The organism is Pseudoalteromonas atlantica (genome assembly GCF_043641955.1).
In the GTDB taxonomy this organism is placed as follows: Bacteria; Pseudomonadota; Gammaproteobacteria; order Enterobacterales; family Alteromonadaceae; genus Pseudoalteromonas; species Pseudoalteromonas atlantica_A.
The window spans coordinates 380,661-401,129 of the sequence record NZ_JBHZRV010000004.1; the positions used below are offsets into that span (position 1 = coordinate 380,661).

General features: G+C 41.4%; 17 protein-coding genes. 6 read left to right on the top strand and 11 right to left on the bottom strand.

Annotated features, from left to right (window positions below):
• Positions 1–55: 55 nt before the first annotated feature.
• On the bottom strand, positions 56–604 hold the full coding sequence (gene gmhB, locus ACHUE3_RS11250) for a D-glycero-beta-D-manno-heptose 1,7-bisphosphate 7-phosphatase (protein ID WP_394192506.1): 549 nt from the start codon (positions 602–604) through the stop codon (positions 56–58).
• Positions 604–1,686 (bottom strand): glycosyltransferase family 9 protein, encoded by a 1,083-nt coding sequence (locus tag ACHUE3_RS11255; protein ID WP_394192507.1) that lies wholly within the window; start codon positions 1,684–1,686, stop codon positions 604–606. The genes gmhB and ACHUE3_RS11255 overlap by 1 nt, the downstream gene beginning before the upstream one ends.
• A gap of 120 nt (positions 1,687–1,806) precedes the next feature.
• Here ACHUE3_RS11255 and ACHUE3_RS11260 point away from each other — a divergent pair, with 120 nt between their 5' ends.
• Positions 1,807–2,535: a 3-deoxy-D-manno-octulosonic acid kinase gene (locus tag ACHUE3_RS11260; protein WP_394192508.1), complete on the top strand. Its 729-nt coding sequence runs from the start codon at positions 1,807–1,809 to the stop codon at positions 2,533–2,535.
• On the opposite strand, the gene hldE is transcribed toward ACHUE3_RS11260, so the two are convergent.
• From hldE to ACHUE3_RS11275, 3 genes are read right to left on the bottom strand one after another with little or no spacing between them, the layout of a single operon-like run.
• Complete coding sequence (gene hldE / locus ACHUE3_RS11265) at positions 2,525–3,964, bottom strand: bifunctional D-glycero-beta-D-manno-heptose-7-phosphate kinase/D-glycero-beta-D-manno-heptose 1-phosphate adenylyltransferase HldE (protein WP_394192509.1); 1,440 nt, start codon at positions 3,962–3,964, stop codon at positions 2,525–2,527. The genes ACHUE3_RS11260 and hldE overlap by 11 nt on opposite strands.
• On the bottom strand, positions 3,964–4,554 hold the full coding sequence (locus tag ACHUE3_RS11270) for an SIS domain-containing protein (protein ID WP_394192510.1): 591 nt from the start codon (positions 4,552–4,554) through the stop codon (positions 3,964–3,966). The genes hldE and ACHUE3_RS11270 overlap by 1 nt, the downstream gene beginning before the upstream one ends.
• 50 nt (positions 4,555–4,604) lie before the next feature.
• Positions 4,605–6,095 carry a capsule assembly Wzi family protein gene (locus ACHUE3_RS11275; RefSeq protein WP_394192512.1) on the bottom strand — a complete coding sequence of 497 codons (1,491 nt, stop codon included), beginning with the start codon at positions 6,093–6,095 and terminating at the stop codon, positions 4,605–4,607.
• 154 nt (positions 6,096–6,249) lie between these two features.
• On the opposite strand from ACHUE3_RS11275, the gene waaA reads away from it, so the two are divergent.
• Both waaA and ACHUE3_RS11285 read left to right on the top strand, forming a co-directional pair.
• Positions 6,250–7,512: a lipid IV(A) 3-deoxy-D-manno-octulosonic acid transferase gene (waaA, locus tag ACHUE3_RS11280; RefSeq protein WP_394192513.1), complete on the top strand. Its 1,263-nt coding sequence runs from the start codon at positions 6,250–6,252 to the stop codon at positions 7,510–7,512.
• Positions 7,509–8,069, top strand: coding sequence for a DUF1415 domain-containing protein (locus ACHUE3_RS11285; RefSeq protein ID WP_394192514.1), 561 nt, complete (start codon positions 7,509–7,511; stop codon positions 8,067–8,069). The genes waaA and ACHUE3_RS11285 overlap by 4 nt, the downstream gene beginning before the upstream one ends.
• A gap of 31 nt (positions 8,070–8,100) precedes the next feature.
• On the opposite strand, the gene ACHUE3_RS11290 is transcribed toward ACHUE3_RS11285, so the two are convergent.
• The 4 genes from ACHUE3_RS11290 to purL form a co-directional block, all read right to left on the bottom strand.
• The gene (locus ACHUE3_RS11290; protein WP_394192515.1) at positions 8,101–8,436 is read right to left on the bottom strand and encodes a YdbL family probable chaperone protein; all 336 of its coding nucleotides are present in this window, start codon (positions 8,434–8,436) and stop codon (positions 8,101–8,103) included.
• Positions 8,437–8,445: 9 nt separating this feature from the next.
• Positions 8,446–8,628 carry a YnbE family lipoprotein gene (locus ACHUE3_RS11295; RefSeq protein ID WP_087533459.1) on the bottom strand — a complete coding sequence of 61 codons (183 nt, stop codon included), beginning with the start codon at positions 8,626–8,628 and terminating at the stop codon, positions 8,446–8,448.
• A complete protein-coding gene (locus ACHUE3_RS11300) occupies positions 8,621–11,062 on the bottom strand; it encodes an intermembrane phospholipid transport YdbH family protein (protein ID WP_394192516.1) in 2,442 nt (813 codons plus the stop codon). The genes ACHUE3_RS11295 and ACHUE3_RS11300 overlap by 8 nt, the downstream gene beginning before the upstream one ends.
• Before the next feature lie 124 nt (positions 11,063–11,186).
• Positions 11,187–15,071 (bottom strand): phosphoribosylformylglycinamidine synthase, encoded by a 3,885-nt coding sequence (gene purL / locus ACHUE3_RS11305; protein WP_394192517.1) that lies wholly within the window; start codon positions 15,069–15,071, stop codon positions 11,187–11,189.
• 219 nt (positions 15,072–15,290) lie between these two features.
• Here purL and mltF point away from each other — a divergent pair, with 219 nt between their 5' ends.
• Together mltF and ACHUE3_RS11315 are read left to right on the top strand one after the other, a co-directional pair.
• Positions 15,291–16,709 carry a membrane-bound lytic murein transglycosylase MltF gene (gene mltF, locus ACHUE3_RS11310; protein ID WP_394192518.1) on the top strand — a complete coding sequence of 473 codons (1,419 nt, stop codon included), beginning with the start codon at positions 15,291–15,293 and terminating at the stop codon, positions 16,707–16,709.
• A 122-nt stretch (positions 16,710–16,831) separates the two neighbouring features.
• Positions 16,832–17,002 carry a hypothetical protein gene (locus tag ACHUE3_RS11315; protein WP_394192519.1) on the top strand — a complete coding sequence of 57 codons (171 nt, stop codon included), beginning with the start codon at positions 16,832–16,834 and terminating at the stop codon, positions 17,000–17,002.
• Here ACHUE3_RS11315 and tadA read toward each other — a convergent pair.
• Positions 16,986–17,501, bottom strand: coding sequence for a tRNA adenosine(34) deaminase TadA (gene tadA / locus ACHUE3_RS11320; RefSeq protein WP_394192520.1), 516 nt, complete (start codon positions 17,499–17,501; stop codon positions 16,986–16,988). The two genes, ACHUE3_RS11315 and tadA, sit on opposite strands and share 17 nt — an antisense overlap.
• Positions 17,502–17,681: 180 nt before the next feature.
• Between tadA and ACHUE3_RS11325 the strand changes: the two genes are divergently transcribed.
• Positions 17,682–18,986: an inosine/guanosine kinase gene (locus ACHUE3_RS11325; RefSeq protein ID WP_394192521.1), complete on the top strand. Its 1,305-nt coding sequence runs from the start codon at positions 17,682–17,684 to the stop codon at positions 18,984–18,986.
• Positions 18,987–19,002: 16 nt separating this feature from the next.
• Here ACHUE3_RS11325 and glsB read toward each other — a convergent pair whose 3' ends face one another.
• The gene (glsB, locus tag ACHUE3_RS11330) at positions 19,003–19,926 is read right to left on the bottom strand and encodes a glutaminase B (protein WP_394192522.1); all 924 of its coding nucleotides are present in this window, start codon (positions 19,924–19,926) and stop codon (positions 19,003–19,005) included.
• Positions 19,927–20,469 lie beyond the last annotated feature (543 nt).

The following is a 20,469-nucleotide window of genomic DNA, read 5'->3' on the forward strand; positions in this document are numbered from 1 at the left end:
TGTAGTTCATCGCATAAATTGAGACTGACAACTTAAGCTGCCAGTTTATATTTAGCTACAACAGTAATGCAGGTAAATCAGCTAAAGAGTCACAGACGTGATCTGCCGCTGCTATAGCGCTACTATCAAAAGATTGACCTGAGCGCACAAGTATTTTAGTTGCAATATTCGCATTACTTGCCGCTTGCATGTCACTGAGCTTATCGCCCACCATAATACTTCGCGTAGCATCAATATGATGTTCATCAATACCCTGAAGTAACATCCCAGGTGCAGGCTTGCGGCACTGACATTCTTTTAAATATTCAAGAAGTGCTTTTTTAGGGTGATGAGGACAAAAATAAATTCCACTAACGGTGATATTATGCTCTGCAAATTGCGCTATGACCCAGGTGCTTAGCGCATGAAAATCAGCCTCAGAGTAATAACCTCGCCCTATTCCTGATTGATTGGTCACAATGATTAATTTATAGCCTGCATCAACAAACGCCTTACAGGCAGAAAATACGCCTTCGACAAATTCAAACTTATCAGGTTCATACACATAACCATGATCAACATTAACAACACCGTCACGGTCTAAAAAAAGCGCTTTATTTAACATTAACAAACCTTAGCTGCGAGCAATTGCTCTTTTTTAACGACTAGATCAAACATCAATGTTACATCTTCAACGACTATTTGCGTCATTAAATCACTTCCCTTTACCCGAGTACCCCAAGCCACTTGCTCAGCGGTTTTGCCTGTTTGCTGCAATAAGTTTTGGTGATAAACCTCAACCACATAATTTTGGTACAAGTACGGCCCCGTTCGTTTTGGATTTGAGTGGGCATACAAACCAATAACAGGCGTACCAACTGTAACCGCCATATGAGCGGGCCCTGTATCAGGTGCAAGCACTAATGCAGCACGCTTAAGCACACATAGTAATTGTTTGAGCTTGGTTTTACCGACTAAATTTAATATTGGCGCATTAGCGCAGCTAATAATTTGCTCACTCAGCTCAATTTCAAGCTCTGTTGGTCCCCCAGTGATCACGACTTGGAACCCTTGGCTATGTGCATGATCTGCAAGGGCTGCATATCGCTGTGGTAACCAATTACGCTCTTTTTTACTCGCAGCTGGCGATATCACAAAAATTGGACTGGCAAGACGCTTTGCCCCAAGTAACTCATCAGCTGCGGTTTGATCTTGTTCTGTCACTGGCATAGCCCAGCTAGGTTGGTAGTCAGGTACACCTATTGCTTGTGCAAACCCTTTAAATCCTTCTAGCACATGTGCTTGTGGCTCTGCTGCGATGCGGTTGTTAATAAACAAACTATGGAGTTCTTTCGCGCGTGCCCAATCAAAACCTATCTTTACCTTTGCCGGAATACAGCGCGCGACAAGGTTAGCGCGTAAAGCAACTTGCATGTGTAAGAGCACATCAAACTTGCGACCTTTAAATTGCTGCTTTAACTCCTCAAATGCTTGCTTGCCCTGTTTTTTATCAAACACAACAAGCTCTACGCCTGGTAAATCAGCCAATAGCATTGCTTCAACTTTGCCCATCACCCAGGTAATTTTAGTATTAGGGTGTGCTTTTTGAATTGCTTGTACCGCAGAAACTGCATGACATACATCACCAATTGCTGAAAGTCGTAAAATACAGATATCTGAATAGTTTGCAGTCGGGCTCACAGGCATTGTTCACTTTATTATTAACTAGAGCTTGATCTTAAATTAACCACTCACTATTGCAAGTACTTATGCTTGGCATTAAAACACGTTAAGATGCCTTATTGCCTGTAATAAAGTATCTTAGCCATGTTTAATCAACAAACAATCAATCAACACATCATATTGAGCCACCCGGAGTACAGCGCTCAAATTAGCTTAAATTGGTTTGATGCTGAATATTGGCAACAACAAGAAAAGATAGTCGGCAGTAAAAAAGGCCGAGCGACGGCATGGTTTTTTTGTCATAACGAATTAACGGCGGTGCTCAGGCACTATTGGCGCGGCGGTTTAGTGGGTAAAGTTTTAAGCGATCAATACGTGTACCTTAGCCTTGAAAAGACCCGCGTTTACCAAGAGTTCGCATTAATGATGACACTGTGTGAAATGGGCCTCAACGTACCAAAGCCCATAACAGCAAAGGTCACTAAACAAGGTTTAATTTACCGCGGTGATATTATCACTCAAGCAATAGAGGGAGCACAAAGCTTACTTGATGTACTCAAACAACGTGCCTTAACAGCTGATGAGTTAACAAAAGTTGGCAACACCATCGCACAGTTTCATAACTTAGGTGTTTATCATGCCGATTTGAATATTAATAACATATTATTCGACAGCATCGGTGCTGTGTATATTATCGATTTCGATAGAGGCGAGATAAAAGAAATTAAAGGTCAATGGCAGCAGGCGAATATATCGCGCTTACTACGTTCGTTTGATAAAGAGCTTGGTCGAAATCAGGTAATGCATTGGCAACAAAGCGACTGGCAGCAATTAAATACTGCGTACCAGTCATCCCTTAAGCCTAAGATTTAATTTTGCTGATCACTTTAGAGGTTGAGCAACCATCTAAAAACTCCAGCACTTCAACCTTACCACCATGGCGTAATACATGTTCAGCACCCGCAATTTGCTCTACGGTGTAATCCCCGCCTTTAACTAAAATATCAGGGCTAATTTGCTCGATTAATTTTGCTGGCGTGTCATTTTCATCAATGCTGCCAAACGGAATAACCCAATCAACCGATGCCAATGCACTCAGCACCATTGCACGCTCATCAAGTGGGTTAATAGGTCTTTCTGGGCCTTTCAAACGCGCGATAGACTCGTCATTATTTAAACCAACCACTAAACGGTCACCACGTGCTTTTGCTTGCGCCAAATAACGGACATGACCTGCATGTAAAATATCAAAACAGCCATTAGTAAACACAATGGTTTCACAATTTTGTTTTGCAAACTCTATATGCTGCAATACATCATCAAATGGTGTTTGATAATGCTCACCATTTTTTTGTAAGTACTGACCCAGTTTACGACTTAACTCTTCAGGAGAAACAGTTGCCGCACCAAGCTTACTAACAGCAATACCCGCAGCAAGGTTAGCAACTTCAACAGCATCTTTAGGCTGCATACCAGCTCCAAGCATTACCGCTAGCGTTGCTATAACGGTATCGCCAGCGCCAGTTACATCACTGACTTCAAGCTGCTGCGCCGAGTAATCATATTTCTCATTTGCGCTGATCAATGACATACCTTGCTCTGAACGAGTAAGTAGCATAGCTGCAACACCAGCATCTTTTATTAGTTGACGCGCGCTGTCGGTTAAACTTTGCTCTGAATCAGTTTGTCCACCAGCGAGCTTAAACTCATTTAAGTTTGGCGTGATATAGTCAGCACCACGATACTGATTTAAATCTGATGATTTAGGGTCAATAAGAACCGTTTTACCTGCTGCTTTAGCGAGTTGAATCATTTTTTGAATTAAGCTTAGAGAGCCTTTATCGTAATCTGAAAAAAGTACAAAATCATACTGTTCTAAAACAAGTTCTAAGCGATTTAATAATAATTGGCTGTGCTGTTCGGTAAATTTTTCTTCTAAATCTAAGCGAACAACTTGTTGGTGACGGCTAATAACACGCATTTTAGAAATAGTCGGTAAATCACACACACTGACAAGCTGCGAATCTATACGTTCATCATTTAAAATGCTTTCAAGAATTTGACCGCTTTCATCTTCGCCTATCAAACCAAGCAAACCAACTTTGCCGTCTAGCCGAGCAATATTTTTAGCCACATTAGCTGCGCCACCGGCTTTGTCTTCAAACTTACTCACCTTAACAATCGGCACCGGCGCTTCTGGCGAAATACGCCCTGAATCACCATGCCAATAGCGGTCCAACATGACATCGCCTACAACTAGTATTTTGGCGTTAGATAAATTTTTAAGTAGCCCTAAATCCATTACTCTTGCCCCGCAACAACCATATCTATGGCTTCACACAACCAATGACCAATAAACATATGTGCTTCTTGAATACGTGCTGTTTCATCATCTTTGATAATAATGGGTAATTTAGCGATATCTTTAACTTTACCGCCATCACGGCCAGTAAATGCAACTGTATACGCACCAATCTCATTAGCAGCCGCTAGAGCCAAATTAATATTAGCGCTAGTTCCTGATGTCGTTAAGCCAATGACTAAATCTTCAGGCTTACAGAGTGCTTGTACTTGACGTTCAAACACAGTGTCAAAATGATAGTCATTACTGTGCGCGGTTAATATTGATGTATCAGTGGTTAAAGCTATAGACGCTAACGGACCGCGCTCAAGTTTATAACGGACCACAAATTCAGCTGCTAAGTGTTGCGCATCGGCGGCGCTACCGCCATTACCAAACCAGACTACTTTACCGCCCGCCTGTAACACGCTGTGGCACACCTCAAGCAATTGCATAACTTGTGGGTGATACGTTTCCATCGTTTCAAACAAAGCTTGATGACGGGTTAAGCTTTCTAGGTAGCTCGCTGCTACTGAGTCACTGTTAGACATACTTATTTCTCTCAAATTTGTTACGGTATATAAATACTAAAGGCCACTTATTACCAAAAAAGTGAAACGGATAACCAAGCATAATCATCGCCAAAAACATCTTCGCCATACGTCAGTGTGGTTTCGATATTGTATTCTTGCCATTTTCGGTTATTGCTTATTTGTAGCTCAATCGCTTGTTCATAATTAGCGGTTGTTTGGCCAAACTCATTTAAGTAATTACTTTTATTTTCTATGCTGGTTAATTTTGCACGCCAAAAAGAGCTGTGATTATCATTATATACTAACTCCACTGAGTGAACTTGTGTTGGAGGGGCGTCAGCATAAACACGTTCAGAACCGCCTGAGTGCTGATCTAAATAGCGCTGATCCGCAGCAAAATGGCCTGTGCTAAACCCACCTTTAGTATTCCCATAAACAGGATACACTTCATTTACATACCAAAGGCTATGCATATTGGTGTACTCGTACCTAAATGATAACTTCTTGGTTAATTGAGGCAAAAATAAACCAACATTCGCTACCGTATTACCAAACTGGTAATTTTTATGGTTTTTAGTATCCTCACCACCATACTCAAAGTAAAACTCTGTCGGAATACCCCAATTAAAATTGATATTACTTGTGATGGTTACATACTGATCACCCAGCTCGTTATCTCGCCCACCTTCAACCATAGCTGCATTATCATTTCCAGCGGGATCAAAAAACGCTTTAAATACATCCCCAGCACTTACTTCGCGAGGGCCGCCACCAAACTGCATCATGCGGTTTAAACCAATTTTCCAACCGTTTACAGGTTCAATACTAATATGTGTTCCGGCAAGTTTTGGCGTGCCATCATGTAGTTCACCTTGATATAAAATGGCTTTTTCTACATGCTCAAGCTCTGAATAATAAAGCTCAAAATCAAAGTTCCACCAGTTTTGCGCAGGTGCTACCATACCTAACGAAATAGAAGGTGAAGTGCGCGCATTGGTAGATATTATTTGTGCTGATTGCTTGAAGGGTGAAAACCAGTGCTCTTTGTAACCAATATTTAACTGTAAGGCGTCACCAGCAAAACTAATAAAACTATTGTAGTTGGTGAATTTATTTTGTTTGGCACGGTAATCTGCACCGATTTGCATTAACATGTAATCATTCGGACGCCAAATACCTTCAAAAAAGCCCTGTCCCCATTCATCCGAGCTGACTCCACGTTGATTAGCAAGCTTTACTGTTTTATCACCATCCACTGTGAGCTTTACACCAACGCGAGTGATGTTATCAGTGCCTTGGTAAGGCTTTATTTTAGCACGAATTGCACTGACTAGAGCCGGTTGTGTAGCTTGCAGTTTACTTAAAGCAGCCTCAACTTCTGTAAGGCGATATGGCTTAGCCATAGGTGTACCCGATGTAAGTGCAAATAATGTGTCTAGTTGGTGATCAAGCTGCGCATCCATGCCTATTGGTAAATATGCTGTGGGGCTAGCAACTGCTGGAAATGTGCCCCCTAAAAAACAAGCTACTACCGCAGCTTTAATAAATCTGAATTCCATAACATCACATGTTTTCTAATAAGTTAGCCAAATATTACCAAATTAGGGCAAACTAAACACTCAAAACTCTCTCAAATAACGCTTTTTAACAATTTCATATTTAGCTTATTAGGTATAAGCGTTATTATTACCTTTTATTATTTGAGGCTTAAAAATGGCACGCTTTTGTTATTCGCTTACTCTTTATTTATTAAGCCCACTGATTGTTTTTTACCTTTATGGAATAAGGGGGAAAAAAAACTCAGCGTACCGTCATCACTTTGCTGAGCGCTTTGGGTTTATAAAAGCGAACAAAACTTCTCCTTTGCTTATTCACTGCGCCTCAGTGGGTGAGGTACTCGCTGCAACCCCTTTAATAAAGCAACTACAATTACAGCACCCTGAATTAGCTGTTATCATAACTTGTAATACCCCTACAGGCCGTGAGCAAATAAAAAGTAACTTTAAAGACTCAGTACAAGTACTTTACTTGCCGCTTGATTTCCCATCGGCAACGGCTCGTTTTTTAAAAAAGACTCAACCGCAAGCACTGTGTATATTAGAAACTGAACTTTGGCCAAACTTAATGGCACAGTGCCAAAATAAACACATTCCGGTGCTTGTTTTAAACGCGCGTTTATCAGCAAAATCACAGCAAGGCTACAATAAAGTAAAGCCACTAACCCATGTGATAATGAACTCAATTACATGCCTTGCAAGCCATAACCAAGAAGACGCACAACGCTTTATTGAGCTGGGCTTAGCGCCTGATAAAGTAGCTGTAACTGGCTCAATTAAATTTGATATTCAACCAAACATTGAGCAAATTGAACAAGTGTCTGAATTAAAGTCACTTTATAATCAGCATCGCTTTATCTGGGTTGCAGGCTCAACACATCCCGTTGAACATGAACTTATTTTACAGGTTCACTCAGATTTACTTAAGCAATTCCCTGATGCATTGCTTGTTATCGCCCCACGCCACCCTGAACAATTTAATAAAGTTGCCAACCTACTCACTGATTCAGCCCTTACATTTAGTCGCAGAAGCGAGAATGATTATGCTAATGAGCAAGTGTTATTAGCGGATACCCTAGGTGAATTACAATGCCTTTATGGCATGGCTAATGTGAGTTATATCGGGGGTAGTTTAATTGAACGTGGTGGCCATAACCCGCTCGAAGCAGCCGCATTTTCTGTAGGGGTAGTATCCGGTCCGCACACCTATAATTTTAACCATGTGTACCCGGAGCTAGTAGCGCTTGGCGGTTGCATGCAAGTGAAAACTAGCGACGAGCTTTACAAGCAACTTTGCTTATATGCAAAACAGCCTGAATTAACTAAAGCACTCGGTATACAAGCTAATAAATGCCTAATGAGCAACCAAGGCGCTATTGCAAACACACTCACCATAATTAATCAGTATATTAAATCATGAACAATCAAACCGTCACATTAGCTGAATTACAAACCCGTCAGTGGGTCTCAAATGTTATCGTCAAATACAACTTCTGCCCGTTTGCTCGTAAAGAAGTCGAGAATAACTGCATTCATTATTATACCAGCCAAAGTGTTAGCATCGATGATGCGGTAATGGAAATGCTTGAACAGTGTAATCAACTTAATTCCTTAGCTGAGCGTGAAACAACACTTATCATGTTTGAACAAGGCTTTAGTGATTTTGAAGAGTTTTTAGATTTAGTAGATTTAGCCAATGCTTTACTCGTAGCACAGGGGTTTGAAGGGAAGTACCAAATAGCGAACTTTCATCCTGATTATGTATTCGCTGATAGCGATGAAAACGATGCCGCTAATTATACCAACCGAGCCCCTTTCCCCACGTTGCATTTAATACGTGAAGCAAGCATGAGCGCAGCGTTAGATGAATATAATGAGCCAGAGTCAATCCCTGAACACAATATTAATTTAGCACGCCGTAAAGGCATCGACTTTTGGCAAGCCTTATTGGCCAATTGCAAAAAGCCGAAAGTATAAACTTTCGGCTTTCTTCGTTATCAACCTATGGTTACTTTTTGACCCACTCACCATTAATTTCAACGAAGTGCCCTGTTTGGGTTTTTTCAATCGTTTTCGCTGCTGCCAATGCTTCTACTTGAGCAAGTGATAAGTTGTTCTTTTTCGCAAGTTTTAAATACTGTGCTTTACGCTTTGCGTTAATTTCATCAACAACCGCTTTCGCCTCTGCATTTTGTACGACCAAACCTAAATAACCCGAGCTATCTTCACCTACAAGCCCTTGGTTTTTAGCGCTATCTAACGTAATTGCCCAGGCAGAAAATGACAAGAAAACGGCACTTAAAAGTGTAAGCACATTTAACTTTTTATTTTTTAATAAACTCATAATTGCTCCTTAGAATAACTCACTGTCATCGCCAAATAGATCATCTAGCTCTTTATCAACTTTTACACGAATTTCATGATCAACCTTCACATTTAAATTAATGGTGATAGGCTCTTTCGCTGCCACTTCAACGCGATGCGTACATGCACTAAGCAACCCCAGTGCTGTAAGTATTACCAGCCATTTAGTCATTTTTAGTTCCTTTTGTTGAATACTCTTGTTCAACTTTTTGAGTAATTTCATCACTTAAGCGCAATGCTCTTAAGAGTGTAAAAACATTTTCTTCATGGTTGTAATTAAAGTTAACTCGCTGTGCCTGTTCTTCATTGTACCCCTTTAAGTTTACACCTAAATAAAGCCAACCATCAGGGTTTAAATCAACACTGCTTTTTAAACTCTGGATGTCTAAATCTTCCAGCAGACTTAAAATCGGGCCCAACTCTTGTTGCTGAGCTTTAACCGCATCAAAAGCAGCATTGTCAGCAATAATTAACTTACCAGTCCCATGGTTTGATAACTCACCGGACTTTACCGAAATACCTTGTTGATCAAAGTAAACAGGCAAACGTCCATTCACTCGACCCGTTAATGTAATGCCTGACTTATCATTTAAGGTAATTAATTTACTGGCATCAATATTTTCAAATGTGACCAGAGACTGCTGAGCCTCTTTAATCTCTTTGTAGCTATCCAAAGCGAAGCTACCACCCAGTACATCACCGGTTAACTGGTAAGCGCGTGCAACAGAATTATCAACACTGAAATTACCTGCCATGTTACTCACAACAGCACCCGCACGTAACTCTTTTAGTTCAAATGTAGTGGGAGCCACATTAAGCTGACCTGAATCATAAGTCCCCATTAGGCGGCTGCTAAAATGCTTCGCTAAATAATCGTTGTATAAGCCACTTAGCTGCTCTACTTGCAATGTAAAGTCAGCCTGCTGTAAATTAACATCTCCGCGAACAACGCCATTAAAGCTACCGTCGGTCAGCGTGGCTAATGGCTCAAATTGCTGTAAAACAGGGTTGAGTTTAGTCACGGCTTGCTCTGCTATCGTTATCTCAAATGGATGCTCCACAGCAGATACATGGTGACTGGCTACTAATTCAATACCATCAATAAATACATGATGTGAGGCTTGCAACGCTCTGCTTTGCAAGCCCTTTGAACTTATACGAATATTACTTAGGTTTAAAAAATCACTGTTAAATTGAGCTAGTTTAGTTTCACTGTTTAAATCGACAAACAATTCACCAACAGTCAAACTAGATGATGCTGATAATTGATTCTTTACACCAAGCACTTGGTATTGATCATAAGTCACTGAACGCAAATGACTATCCAAGCTTGCGTTGATATTTTGTTTATTATCAAGTGCAGTCGTAAACTGCGCCTTGTAATCCTTTGCCGTTAATTTATCAAACTTAATCTCAGCAAAAGCAACCTCGCTGGTTATTTTCGCATTTTGTTGCAGTTGTAAAACATTCGCTATTTTAAATTGGCCTGTGCTTGCTACCTTTTTAGCTGATGCGGGTAAAAAACCAGGGAGCTCATCGACGCGCAATTGGTAATCGCCATTCATAGCCAAGTTATTCAAAGCTGCGTTTATTTCTATATGCTCAATATCTTCACTGCTAAACAACACCTTAATATCGCCTTTGGCTTGTTCTAATGGCTGCTGAACATTGATTGCTAAGTTTGTAAGACTGAACTTCGTTTCACTATTTTTAGCATTTAATAGCATTGATGGCATAACGAGTTGTTCATTTTTAAACTCTAGCGTATCGCTCAGCATCAGTTGCCACTTTAAAGGCAGCTGCCTTGCTATAAAGTCACGCTGTGGTTGATTATTTATAAGCGCTAAACAGCCACTATCAAACGTTACCCAGCTCGTTAATTGCTGCGCATTTAACGATGCTTTTTTATCGTTAAAATGATAGTGAGCATTCACATCACCTAAAACATCAACCGTCAAAGGGCATTGACTAAACTGCTGAGTAATCTCAGCATCTATATTTGATTTTACAGCAACGGATAACCCATCAAAGGTGAACTCATGCTCACTGTTTAGTGTAAGCACCGGTATCGGCTTTATCTTTGTTAGTAATCCATCAGCTAAGTCAAAACGACCAATAACTTTATGATTGTTGACTGCTACCTCACCTGTAACATCACCTGAAACCACAAACGTATTTAGCTTTTCTTCAGCAATGCTAACCGCCAGTTCATCATGAAGTTGTGGGTGAGTAATTAGTAGCCTTTTGATCTCAATTTTCGGCCGCCCTTTGGGTAAATTAAGTGCCAACCTTTTGAAGGAATTATTACTTGATGTGTCACTCTCGCTATCATTTAAGCGCAGGTTAGCGCGGCCAACGGTTATTTTTTTGGTATCAGCTACGATGCTGCCAAGCTCAATTTGATGACCTTGATAAGTCAAGCATAATCGGTTTACGCCTAAGCTAAAATTAGAATTTAGTGACCAATCTAAACAATGTAATTCAACGCCAGATTGGCTCAAAGACGGGGCTATAGCCCATTGCGTGATAGGCATACGAAATACATAGCCAAGTGTTAAAACACTCAGCAATAAAAACACGAGTCCCCATGTGATACGTTTGATCATACTATCCTTAATTTGAACCTTGAACCTTGAACCTTGAACCTTGAACAGTGTAGACAAAAAAGGCTGCACAATGCAGCCTTTTATTTTACAACTAGATTCTGAATCTAGTGTGTATAAATGCAGCTTAACCTACATTTTTACGTGCGTTACGGAACATACGCATCCATGGGCTATCCTCTTTCCACTCATCTGGGTGCCAAGAGTTAGCAACTGCGCGGAATACACGCTCAGGGTGTGGCATCATAACTGTTGCACGCCCATCCGCCGATGTAATACCGGTAATACCTTCAGGCGAACCATTCGGGTTATTAGGGTATTGTGTTGTTGGGTTACCATGGTTATCAACAAACTTAACCGCCACAGTGCCTGAATCAACGGCTGCTTTAACAGCTGCATCATTGGCAAACTCTGCATGACCTTCACCGTGAGAAACCGCGATTGGCATACGAGAACCCGCCATGCCTTTGAAGAATACAGATGGACTTTCTTGTACTTCTACTAAGCTAAAGCGTGCTTCAAAGCGCTCTGATTTATTGGTCACAAAACGTGGCCAGTGCTCAGTGCCAGGGATCAACTCTTTTAATGTTGATAACATCTGACAACCATTACACACACCTAAACTAAATGAATCTTGACGCTCAAAGAAGCTTTGGAATTGGTCACGTGCCATATCATTAAACAAGATTGACTTAGCCCAACCTTCACCCGCGCCTAATACATCACCGTAAGAGAAGCCACCACATGCTACTAAGCCTTTAAATTCTTCTAGACTTAAGCGCCCTTCAAGAATATCGCTCATATGTACATCAACCGCAGCAAATCCTGCACGGTTAAACGCCGCAGCCATTTCTAGATGCGAGTTAACACCTTGCTCACGCAAAATAGCCATTTTAGGCTTAGCGCCTGTAGCAATGTAAGGTGCAGCTACATCTTCGTTTAAGTCAAAGTTGAGTTTAACGTTCAGACCAGGATCTTTCGCATCAAACTTAGCATCAAATTCTTGCTTAGCACAGTCTGGGTTATCACGACGCGCTTGCATTTGATACGTTGTTTCGGCCCAAATTGTACGAAGTTCAGTGCGTGTATTATTCAGTACAGCATTACCTGCACGGTTAAATACCACAGCATCATCGTTATTAAGTGTACCAATTTCATGGCTAATAGCAGCAATACCGTGCTCAGCAAATACCGCATTCACAGCGGCTAAATCGCTATTAGCAACCTGTATAACAGCACCAAGCTCTTCGTTGTAAAGTGCTTCGATATCTGAACCTGTTAAACCATCAAGGTCAACAGTTACACCCGTGTGACCTGCAAACGCCATTTCAGCTACTGTAGTAAATAAACCACCGTCTGAACGGTCATGATAAGCAAGTAGCTTATTATCAGCGACAAGCGCCTGCATTGCATTGTAGAAGCCTTTTAATAACTCAGGGCTGTCAACATCCGGAGTTACATCACCAAGCTGCTTATAAACTTGCGCTAAGCTTGATGCGCCTATGCGGTTTTTGCCAGCACCTAAGTCAACTAAAATAAGTGATGTTTCACCTTTGTCAGTACGTAATTGTGGAGTCACAGTTTTACGTACATCGTCAACACGACCAAATGCAGTGATGATCAAAGACAACGGCGCAGTAACTGATTTCTGCTCGCCATTTTCATCCCACTGAGTTTTCATCGACATTGAGTCTTTACCCACTGGAATCGTTAAGCCTAGCGCAGGGCAAAGCTCTTCACCTACTGCTTTAACGGCTTCATACAGGCCCGCATCTTCACCTGGGTGACCCGCTGCGGCCATCCAGTTTGCAGATAACTTAATATTCTCAAGGCCACCAATATTGGCACACGCAATATTAGTTAATGACTCAGCCACAGCTAAGCGTGCTGATGCGCCATAGTTAAGAAGTGCCGCAGGTGTACGCTCACCAAGCGACATTGCTTCACCGTGGTAAGTATCATAAGTTGCTGCTGTAACGGCACAGTTAGCAACTGGCACCTGCCAAGGGCCAACCATTTGGTCGCGGGCAACAAGGCCTGTTACCGAGCGGTCGCCGATGGTGATTAAAAAGGTTTTTTCTGCAATCGTAGGCAAACGTAATAAACGAGTTGCCGCTTCAGCTACGTCAATTTTGCTCGTATCAAGCGCTTCGCTCACAGCTTTTTGCGTATTCGCTTCACGGTGCATTTTAGGCGCTTTACCTAATAACACATCAAGTGGTAAATCAACTGGATTGTTGTCAAAGTGACTATCAGCAACCGTTAAGTGGCGCTCTTCTGTCGCTTCACCAATTACAGCGTACTGTGCACGTTCACGCTTACAAATCGCTTCAAAACGGTCAAAATCTTCTACAGCTACTGCAAGCACATAACGCTCTTGTGATTCATTACACCAAATTTCGTGTGGTGCCATGCCTGGCTCATCATTTGGAATATCGCGTAGTTGGAACTTACCACCACGGCCACCATCATTAACAAGTTCAGGGAATGCATTTGATAAACCGCCAGCACCCACATCGTGGATAAATGCAATTGGGTTAGCATCACCTAGCTGCCAACATTTATCGATAACTTCTTGGCAACGACGTTCCATTTCAGGGTTTTCACGTTGTACTGAAGCAAAGTCTAAATCTTCGTTAGATTGACCAGATGCCATTGATGAAGCGGCGCCGCCACCTAAACCAATGTTCATCGCAGGGCCACCTAAAGCGATTAGCTTAGCACCAACTGGGATATCCCCTTTTTGCACGTGATCAGTACGAATATTACCTAAACCACCGGCAAGCATAATTGGCTTGTGGTAACCACGTACTTCCAAACCATTATGGCTGGTGACTTGTTCTTCATAAGTACGGAAATAACCAACTAAGTTTGGACGACCAAACTCGTTATTAAATGCAGCACCACCTAGTGGGCCTTCTGTCATAATATCAAGGGCATTAACTATACGAGCAGGCTTACCAAAATCAGTTTCCCAAGGTTGTTCATAACCAGGAATACGTAAGTTAGAGACGGTAAAACCAACTAAGCCAGCTTTAGGTTTAGAACCTCGGCCTGTTGCACCTTCATCACGAATTTCACCGCCAGAACCTGTTGCTGCACCAGAGAATGGCGCAATCGCTGTAGGGTGGTTATGGGTTTCAACCTTCATCAAGATTTCAATATTTTCTTGATGATAAGCGTATTCGCCTTCAGCATTGGGGAAGAAGCGACCAGCTTTAGAACCCGTCATTACTGCTGCGTTATCTTTATAAGCTGATAACACATTTTCAGGGTTTTTCTCGTAGGTGTTTTTGATCATCTTGAACAATGATTTAGGCTGTTCTATGCCATCAATTGTCCAATCAGCATTAAATATTTTATGACGACAATGCTCTGAGTTTGCTTGTGCAAACATAAATAATTCGATGTCGTTCGGGTTACGCCCTAACTTTTGGAAGTTTTCTACTAAGTAGTCAATCTCGTCATCTGCTAATGCAAAACCTTGCTCAACGTTTGCACTGGCAAGTGCTTCGCGACCACCGCCTAAAATGTCAACTGATGACATTTCACTTGGTGAATCTGTGCGGAATAACTGTTCAGCAGCATCAAGCGAGCTGTGCGTTGCTTCAGTCATACGGTCGTGCAGCAGTGCTGCAACTTGACTAACTTGCTCAGCGTTCAAATCACCTTCTACGTAATAAGCAATACCACGCTCTACACGGTGAACTTGCGTCAAACCACAGTTATGCGCAATATCCGTTGCTTTTGAAGCCCATGGCGAGATAGTACCAGGGCGCGGCGTTACTAACACCAAAGTACCTGCTGGTGTATGTTCTGCGATCGTTGGGCCGTAGGTAAGTAACTTCTCAAGCTTAGTTTGCTCATCACTTGAAAGCTCTGCTGTTAAATCAGCAAAGTGAGCATACTCGGCGTACACGTTGTTGACTGGAAGTTGCGACTGTTGGCAACGGGCTAAAATTTTCTGGACTCTAAAATCGGAAAGTGCTGGTGCACCACGAAGGATCAACATAGGTATTTTCATCCGGGGTTAGGGATTGAACGATATTTTAGGCGCATATTATATACTCAAGTCAGTCGGAAATACAGGATTTGGGCGGAATTAAAATTGTTTAAATGTAGCAGCTAATTGTATTATCCGAACAAATAAAACCTTTCCTTAAACTAATCGACAAGTGACGCGATGTTAAAGTTTTGGTATAAGAGTTATAGGGCATCAAAGGGGCACACTATGATTAAACAAAAGTTAATAACAATCATTACGTTAATCATATTTTTATGTGCCTGCGATATGCAGCAGCAACAGTCACAGCTAAGCCAAATAAAAACGCAAAACAAAATTCGAGTAGGCACTTTAGCCGGTGCGAGTAATTACTACCAAGCTGTTCAGGGCGAACAAGGGTTTGAGTATGAATTGGCACAAGAGTTTGCCGATCACCTTGGAGTTGAGCTAGAAATGGTGCCATTTTTTAGCCTAACAGATATGTTTTCCCGCTTAGATAGCGGCGATTTAGATATAATAGCTTCTGGTTTAACTTATGATAAAGTACGCTCTCAAAATTACCGCTTTGGCCCAACGTATCGAACCATTAGCCAAAAATTAGTTTATAAACAAGGTAGAGTGCGCCCTCGCGATTTTGATGATCTAACAGGAAACTTAACTGTATTGGCTAAAAGTAGTCACTCTCTCGCTCTTCAACAAGTCAAACAAACCCACCCCAACTTAAACTGGAATGAAACTGAAGACCTAGATGAAGAAGAGCTATTACAGGCTGTGATTGATGGTGAGATTGATTATACACTTGCCGATTCTCATACTTTATCGTTGTTTCGTCGCTACCACCCAAATTTAAGTATTGGCTTTTCTGTTACTCGCAACGACCCAATAGCTTGGCTTATGCTAAAAGACAATGACGACTCTTTGTATGCGCTTATGGTGCCTTTTTTCGGCGAAGTAAAACAAAATAACCAACTTTATGTGCTCGAAGAAAAGTATTTTGGTCATGTTCGTCAATTCAATTATGTAAACACCCTTGCCTATATTGAAGCAATAAAAGAAACCTTGCCTAAATACCAACCTTGGTTTGAACAATACGCTGGCAGTTTAGATTGGCGTTTACTGGCTGCTTTAAGTTACCAAGAGTCAATGTGGAACCCTAGAGCAAAATCTCCAACTGGGGTGCGTGGAATCATGATGCTAACTCGGGCAACAGCAAAGCAAGTTGGCGTAACAAATCGGCTAGAACCAGAACAAAATATAAAAGGGGGAGCGGAATACCTAGCTAAATTAGTAAAGCGTATTCCTGAGCGTATTCCACAGCCCGACCGTACGTGGCTTGCATTAGCTTCATATAATATTGGCTGGGGACATGTTAATGACGCCCGTATTATTACTCAACAACAAGGTGCTAGTGCAGACAAATGGGCTGATGTAAAAAAACGTTTACCGCTGTTAATTAAAAAGCGCTACTACAGAAAAACAAAATACGGCTACTCAAGAGGTGACGTAGCAGTTAAATACGTAGATAACATTCGTCGTTACTATGATGCACTCGTTTGGTTAGATGAAAATAATGCGATGGAAAAATCTGTGCCAAAAAGTGAACCAAACACTCCCTCTAAACCTATAACAGAGAACAGTACCCAATAAGATAATAATTTTACAACGTTGATGAGCAACCTGTTTGATTAAAATATATGTTTACTTGTCATTAAATGATCACTAATGTGAGGTAAATTAATTACTTCTCACTCTCACACTTAGGAGAAACCATGCTAAAACGTCGGCGTACCCACGCATTTAAGCGCAATGTTATCTTTTCAACTGCAACACGCCGTAGAATAATGCTACGCAATATCCATAAAAAAACAATATGGCGCCGTCGTATGTTTGCAATGCAAGTAATGTCTGAGTTGAATGACGCATCTAGTCCAAACAGTTAAGGTTTAAATTTTTCTTGGCTTGCTTTTCAGCCTTAATTTCTTCTCGACGCCGCTTGAAAAAGTCAGAAATCGTCTGCCCACATTGTTGTGCAAGTATTCCTGAAGTGATATCAACTTGGTGATTTAATCTTGGCTCTTGCAGTAGATTCATAATAGATCCTGCCGATCCTGTTTTTAAGTCAGTCGCTCCAAATACAACACGTTTGATGCGACTGTGTACTAACAAACCTGCACACATAGAACAAGGCTCTAACGTTACATAAAGGGTGCAATCAATTAAGCGGTAATTTTGGAGCTTTTGACCAGCTTCACGAATAGCAATCATCTCTGCATGAGCTGATGGATCATTGTCAGTTATCGAACGATTATAACCCGCAGCAACAAGCTGATTATCTTTTACAATAATGGCCCCAACAGGGATCTCGTTCAACTTTTCAGCCTGTTTTGCGTATTCTAACGCAACCCCCATCCAATATTGGTCACTATGTAAGGTACTCATCTTTCTCAACCTTTCGCTAATTATTGTTTTATTATACCTACTTAGAGTAAAAAAGTGCTAAACATGTCGATTAGTGACAAAAATAAAACAAATTAAAGGTGCTTTGCCATGGCTCAGTGACTGCGATTTGCGCTATAATCTCCCGCTTTTTTTATTTAGCTCACAACACACGGGTAGCGAATGAAATTTCCTGGACGCCGCAGGCATAAACATTATTTTCCGGTGGAAGCCAAAGATCCACTAACGAATCAACTAAACGCCAGTGATAGACTGCAGCGCAGCTATATCACTGGAATAGACCAAATTGTCGTTGATATCGAAGCAAAAGTTGATCAAGCTTTCCTTAACGAATTTCACCTGCGCCGAGGAATGTCGCAAGTTATTGATAGTGATATAACTAACGCACTATACGATCGTCTTAAACTAAACGACATGGTCGATTATGAATTTGCCGGTGGTACAATTGGTAACACAATGCACAATTACTCAGTATTAGCGGACGACCGCTCAGTACTGTTAGGTGTGATGAGTGAAAACATAAAAATAGGTAGCTACGCCTATCGCTTTTTATGTAATACCTCAAGCCGTGTTGACCTTGATTACTTGCAACCAGTTGATGGTCCTATTGGTCGATGCTTTACGTTAATTGATGACACAGGTGAACGAACGTTTGCGATAAGCGCAGGGTTAATGAATCACTTGCGCCCGGAATCTATTGATAAATCGCTTATTGAAAACTCGTCGGCTCTTGTTATCAGCGCTTACCTAATGCGTACACAAGGTAATGAAACGATGACTGAAGCAACTATGCAAGCAGTTAAATATGCAAATGATGCGGGCGTACCGGTTGTACTTACACTTGGAACTAAGTTTTTGATCGAACAAGATCCAGCTTGGTGGGCTAACTTTGTAGCAGAGCATGTTGATATTCTTGCCATGAATGAAGAAGAAGGCTTTGCGATCACAGGATTTGAAGATCCACTGCTAGCTGCTGATAAAGCCCTTGATTGGGTTGATTTAGTAATATGTACAGCAGGAGAAAAAGGCCTATTTATGGCCGGCCACGTTGATGAAAAATTTAAAAGAGAAACAGAATACCCTCTTTTACCTGGTGCCATAGCAGACTTTAATCGTTACGAGTTTTCACGTGCAATGCGTAAAGCTGATTGTGAAAACCCTATTCGAGCTTACAGCCACACTGCACCGTTTATGGGTGGACCTGATAGCATTAAAAACACCAACGGTGCGGGTGACTGCGCTCTGGCGGCGGTGCTACATGATTTATCCGCTAATGTTTACCACAAGCTCAATGTAGGTAACTCAGCTAAACATCAACAACCAGCAATGACCTATTCATCTTTGGCGCAAATTAGTAAATATGCTAATCGAGCAAGTTATGAAGTATTGGTTCAGCACTCCCCTCGTTTATCACGTGGTTTGCCAGAGCGAGAAGACTGCTTAGAACAAGTTTACTGGGAACAGTAAACTTGTGAAGCTAGTTTTAAAAAATAGAGATATCTAGTTTTTCTGATAGCAGCTCCAGAGCTGCTATCCCCGCTACTGAATTACCAAACGAATTTAAGCCTGGCGACCAAACTGCCACAGTAAACTTATTAGGCAAAACTGCAAGTATAGTCCCTGACACTCCTGACTTACCAGGCATACCAACGCGATAGCCGAAATCACCTGCTGCATCATATAAACCACTAGTAAATAGTAATGAATTTAACTGTTTGCTTTGACGGTTAGTAAGAACGACTTTACCTGTTGTATTATCAACCCCTTTATTTGCTAAGAAGTTATAAGCCTTTGCAAGTTCGACACAATTAAGCTCGATTGCGCAGAAATTAAAATAAGCCCACAAAACATCATCAACCTCGTTGTCAAAATTATCAAATGATTTCATCAGGTGTGCCATAGCGGCATTACGGTGTCTAAAATCGTATTCTGAGTTAGCTACTTTTTTATCAATCACTATCGCTGGATTACCAGATAACAAACGAAAAGTTTCAAGCATAGAATGCATTGGGGCTGAAAGGCGACTATAAAGTGCATCGCATGTAACAATTGCACCGGCATTTATGAATGGGTTTCGAGGAAGGCCCTTTTCAAACTCTAGCTGCGTTAAAGAATTAAATGCTGTACCAGAAGGTTCTTTACCAACCCTTTGCCACAGCTCGTCACCGTAACGCTGTAAAGCAAGTGTGAGGGTCATTACTTTTGATACCGACTGTATCGTAAACCGCTCTGAACAATCACCAGCACAGAACGTTTCACCATCAGTAGTGTGAATAGCCATTGAGAATTGATTGGCTTTAACTTCAGCTAAAGCAGGAATATAATCAGCCACCTTCCCTTGAGAAAGTAATGGCTGTACCTCAGCTGTAATTTCATTTAACACTTGTTGGTAATCAGAATTAACCAATATCGCTCTCACTCTCTGTCTTGTCTGTGTTAGTAAAATAAAATTCTAACATGATAGTTGATAACAGTTGAGGGCAATTTATGTGTTTGTAGAACTACCAGGATAGACTCGGTCAAATGAATCAAAATTTTCAAAGTAATACACAGGGCTCTGAGGTGGTCATGGTGTTCTTCTATCCGTGGGTTTCGTAATACTCAACTCACGCTACGGTGGTCAGGTTCACGCAGTGCTACTCGCTCGCTTTACCCTCGCTAACTCGCTTACTATTTAGCTTTCTTTCAGATGTAAAAAAGCCCGACTCTTTGGAGTCGGGCTTTCTTGTATTTGGAGCCATGGTGCGCTACGCAGTAGGATGACCTACTTTCATACACAATGTGTTTAATATTATTTAAAAAGGACTCACTGGGCTCTGGGCGGGTCGTTGCGTTCTTTTATCCGTGGGTATCAATTACTCAACCCACGCTACGTGTATTGATTGACACTGCGCTACTTGGTAGCTTTCCTGAAAACGTAAAAAAGCCCGGCTCTTTCGAGTCGGGCTTT

Bases quoted from the DNA above. Each gene is read 5' to 3' on its own strand.
- ACHUE3_RS11260 (WP_394192508.1), top strand. From the start codon at position 1,807: ATGTTTAATCAACAAACAATCAATCAACACATCATATTGAGCCACCCG.
- hldE (WP_394192509.1), bottom strand. From the start codon at position 3,964: ATGGATTTAGGGCTACTTAAAAATTTATCTAACGCCAAAATACTAGTT.
- purL (WP_394192517.1), bottom strand. From the start codon at position 15,071: ATGTTGATCCTTCGTGGTGCACCAGCACTTTCCGATTTTAGAGTCCAG.
- ACHUE3_RS11315 (WP_394192519.1), top strand. From the start codon at position 16,832: ATGCTAAAACGTCGGCGTACCCACGCATTTAAGCGCAATGTTATCTTT.
- ACHUE3_RS11300 (WP_394192516.1), bottom strand. From the start codon at position 11,062: ATGATCAAACGTATCACATGGGGACTCGTGTTTTTATTGCTGAGTGTT.
- ACHUE3_RS11270 (WP_394192510.1), bottom strand. From the start codon at position 4,554: ATGTCTAACAGTGACTCAGTAGCAGCGAGCTACCTAGAAAGCTTAACC.
- ACHUE3_RS11290 (WP_394192515.1), bottom strand. From the start codon at position 8,436: ATGAGTTTATTAAAAAATAAAAAGTTAAATGTGCTTACACTTTTAAGT.
- tadA (WP_394192520.1), bottom strand. From the start codon at position 17,501: ATGAGTACCTTACATAGTGACCAATATTGGATGGGGGTTGCGTTAGAA.
- waaA (WP_394192513.1), top strand. From the start codon at position 6,250: ATGGCACGCTTTTGTTATTCGCTTACTCTTTATTTATTAAGCCCACTG.
- ACHUE3_RS11255 (WP_394192507.1), bottom strand. From the start codon at position 1,686: ATGCCTGTGAGCCCGACTGCAAACTATTCAGATATCTGTATTTTACGA.
- ACHUE3_RS11325 (WP_394192521.1), top strand. From the start codon at position 17,682: ATGAAATTTCCTGGACGCCGCAGGCATAAACATTATTTTCCGGTGGAA.
- ACHUE3_RS11285 (WP_394192514.1), top strand. From the start codon at position 7,509: ATGAACAATCAAACCGTCACATTAGCTGAATTACAAACCCGTCAGTGG.
- gmhB (WP_394192506.1), bottom strand. From the start codon at position 604: ATGTTAAATAAAGCGCTTTTTTTAGACCGTGACGGTGTTGTTAATGTT.
- ACHUE3_RS11275 (WP_394192512.1), bottom strand. From the start codon at position 6,095: ATGGAATTCAGATTTATTAAAGCTGCGGTAGTAGCTTGTTTTTTAGGG.
- mltF (WP_394192518.1), top strand. From the start codon at position 15,291: ATGATTAAACAAAAGTTAATAACAATCATTACGTTAATCATATTTTTA.
- ACHUE3_RS11295 (WP_087533459.1), bottom strand. From the start codon at position 8,628: ATGACTAAATGGCTGGTAATACTTACAGCACTGGGGTTGCTTAGTGCA.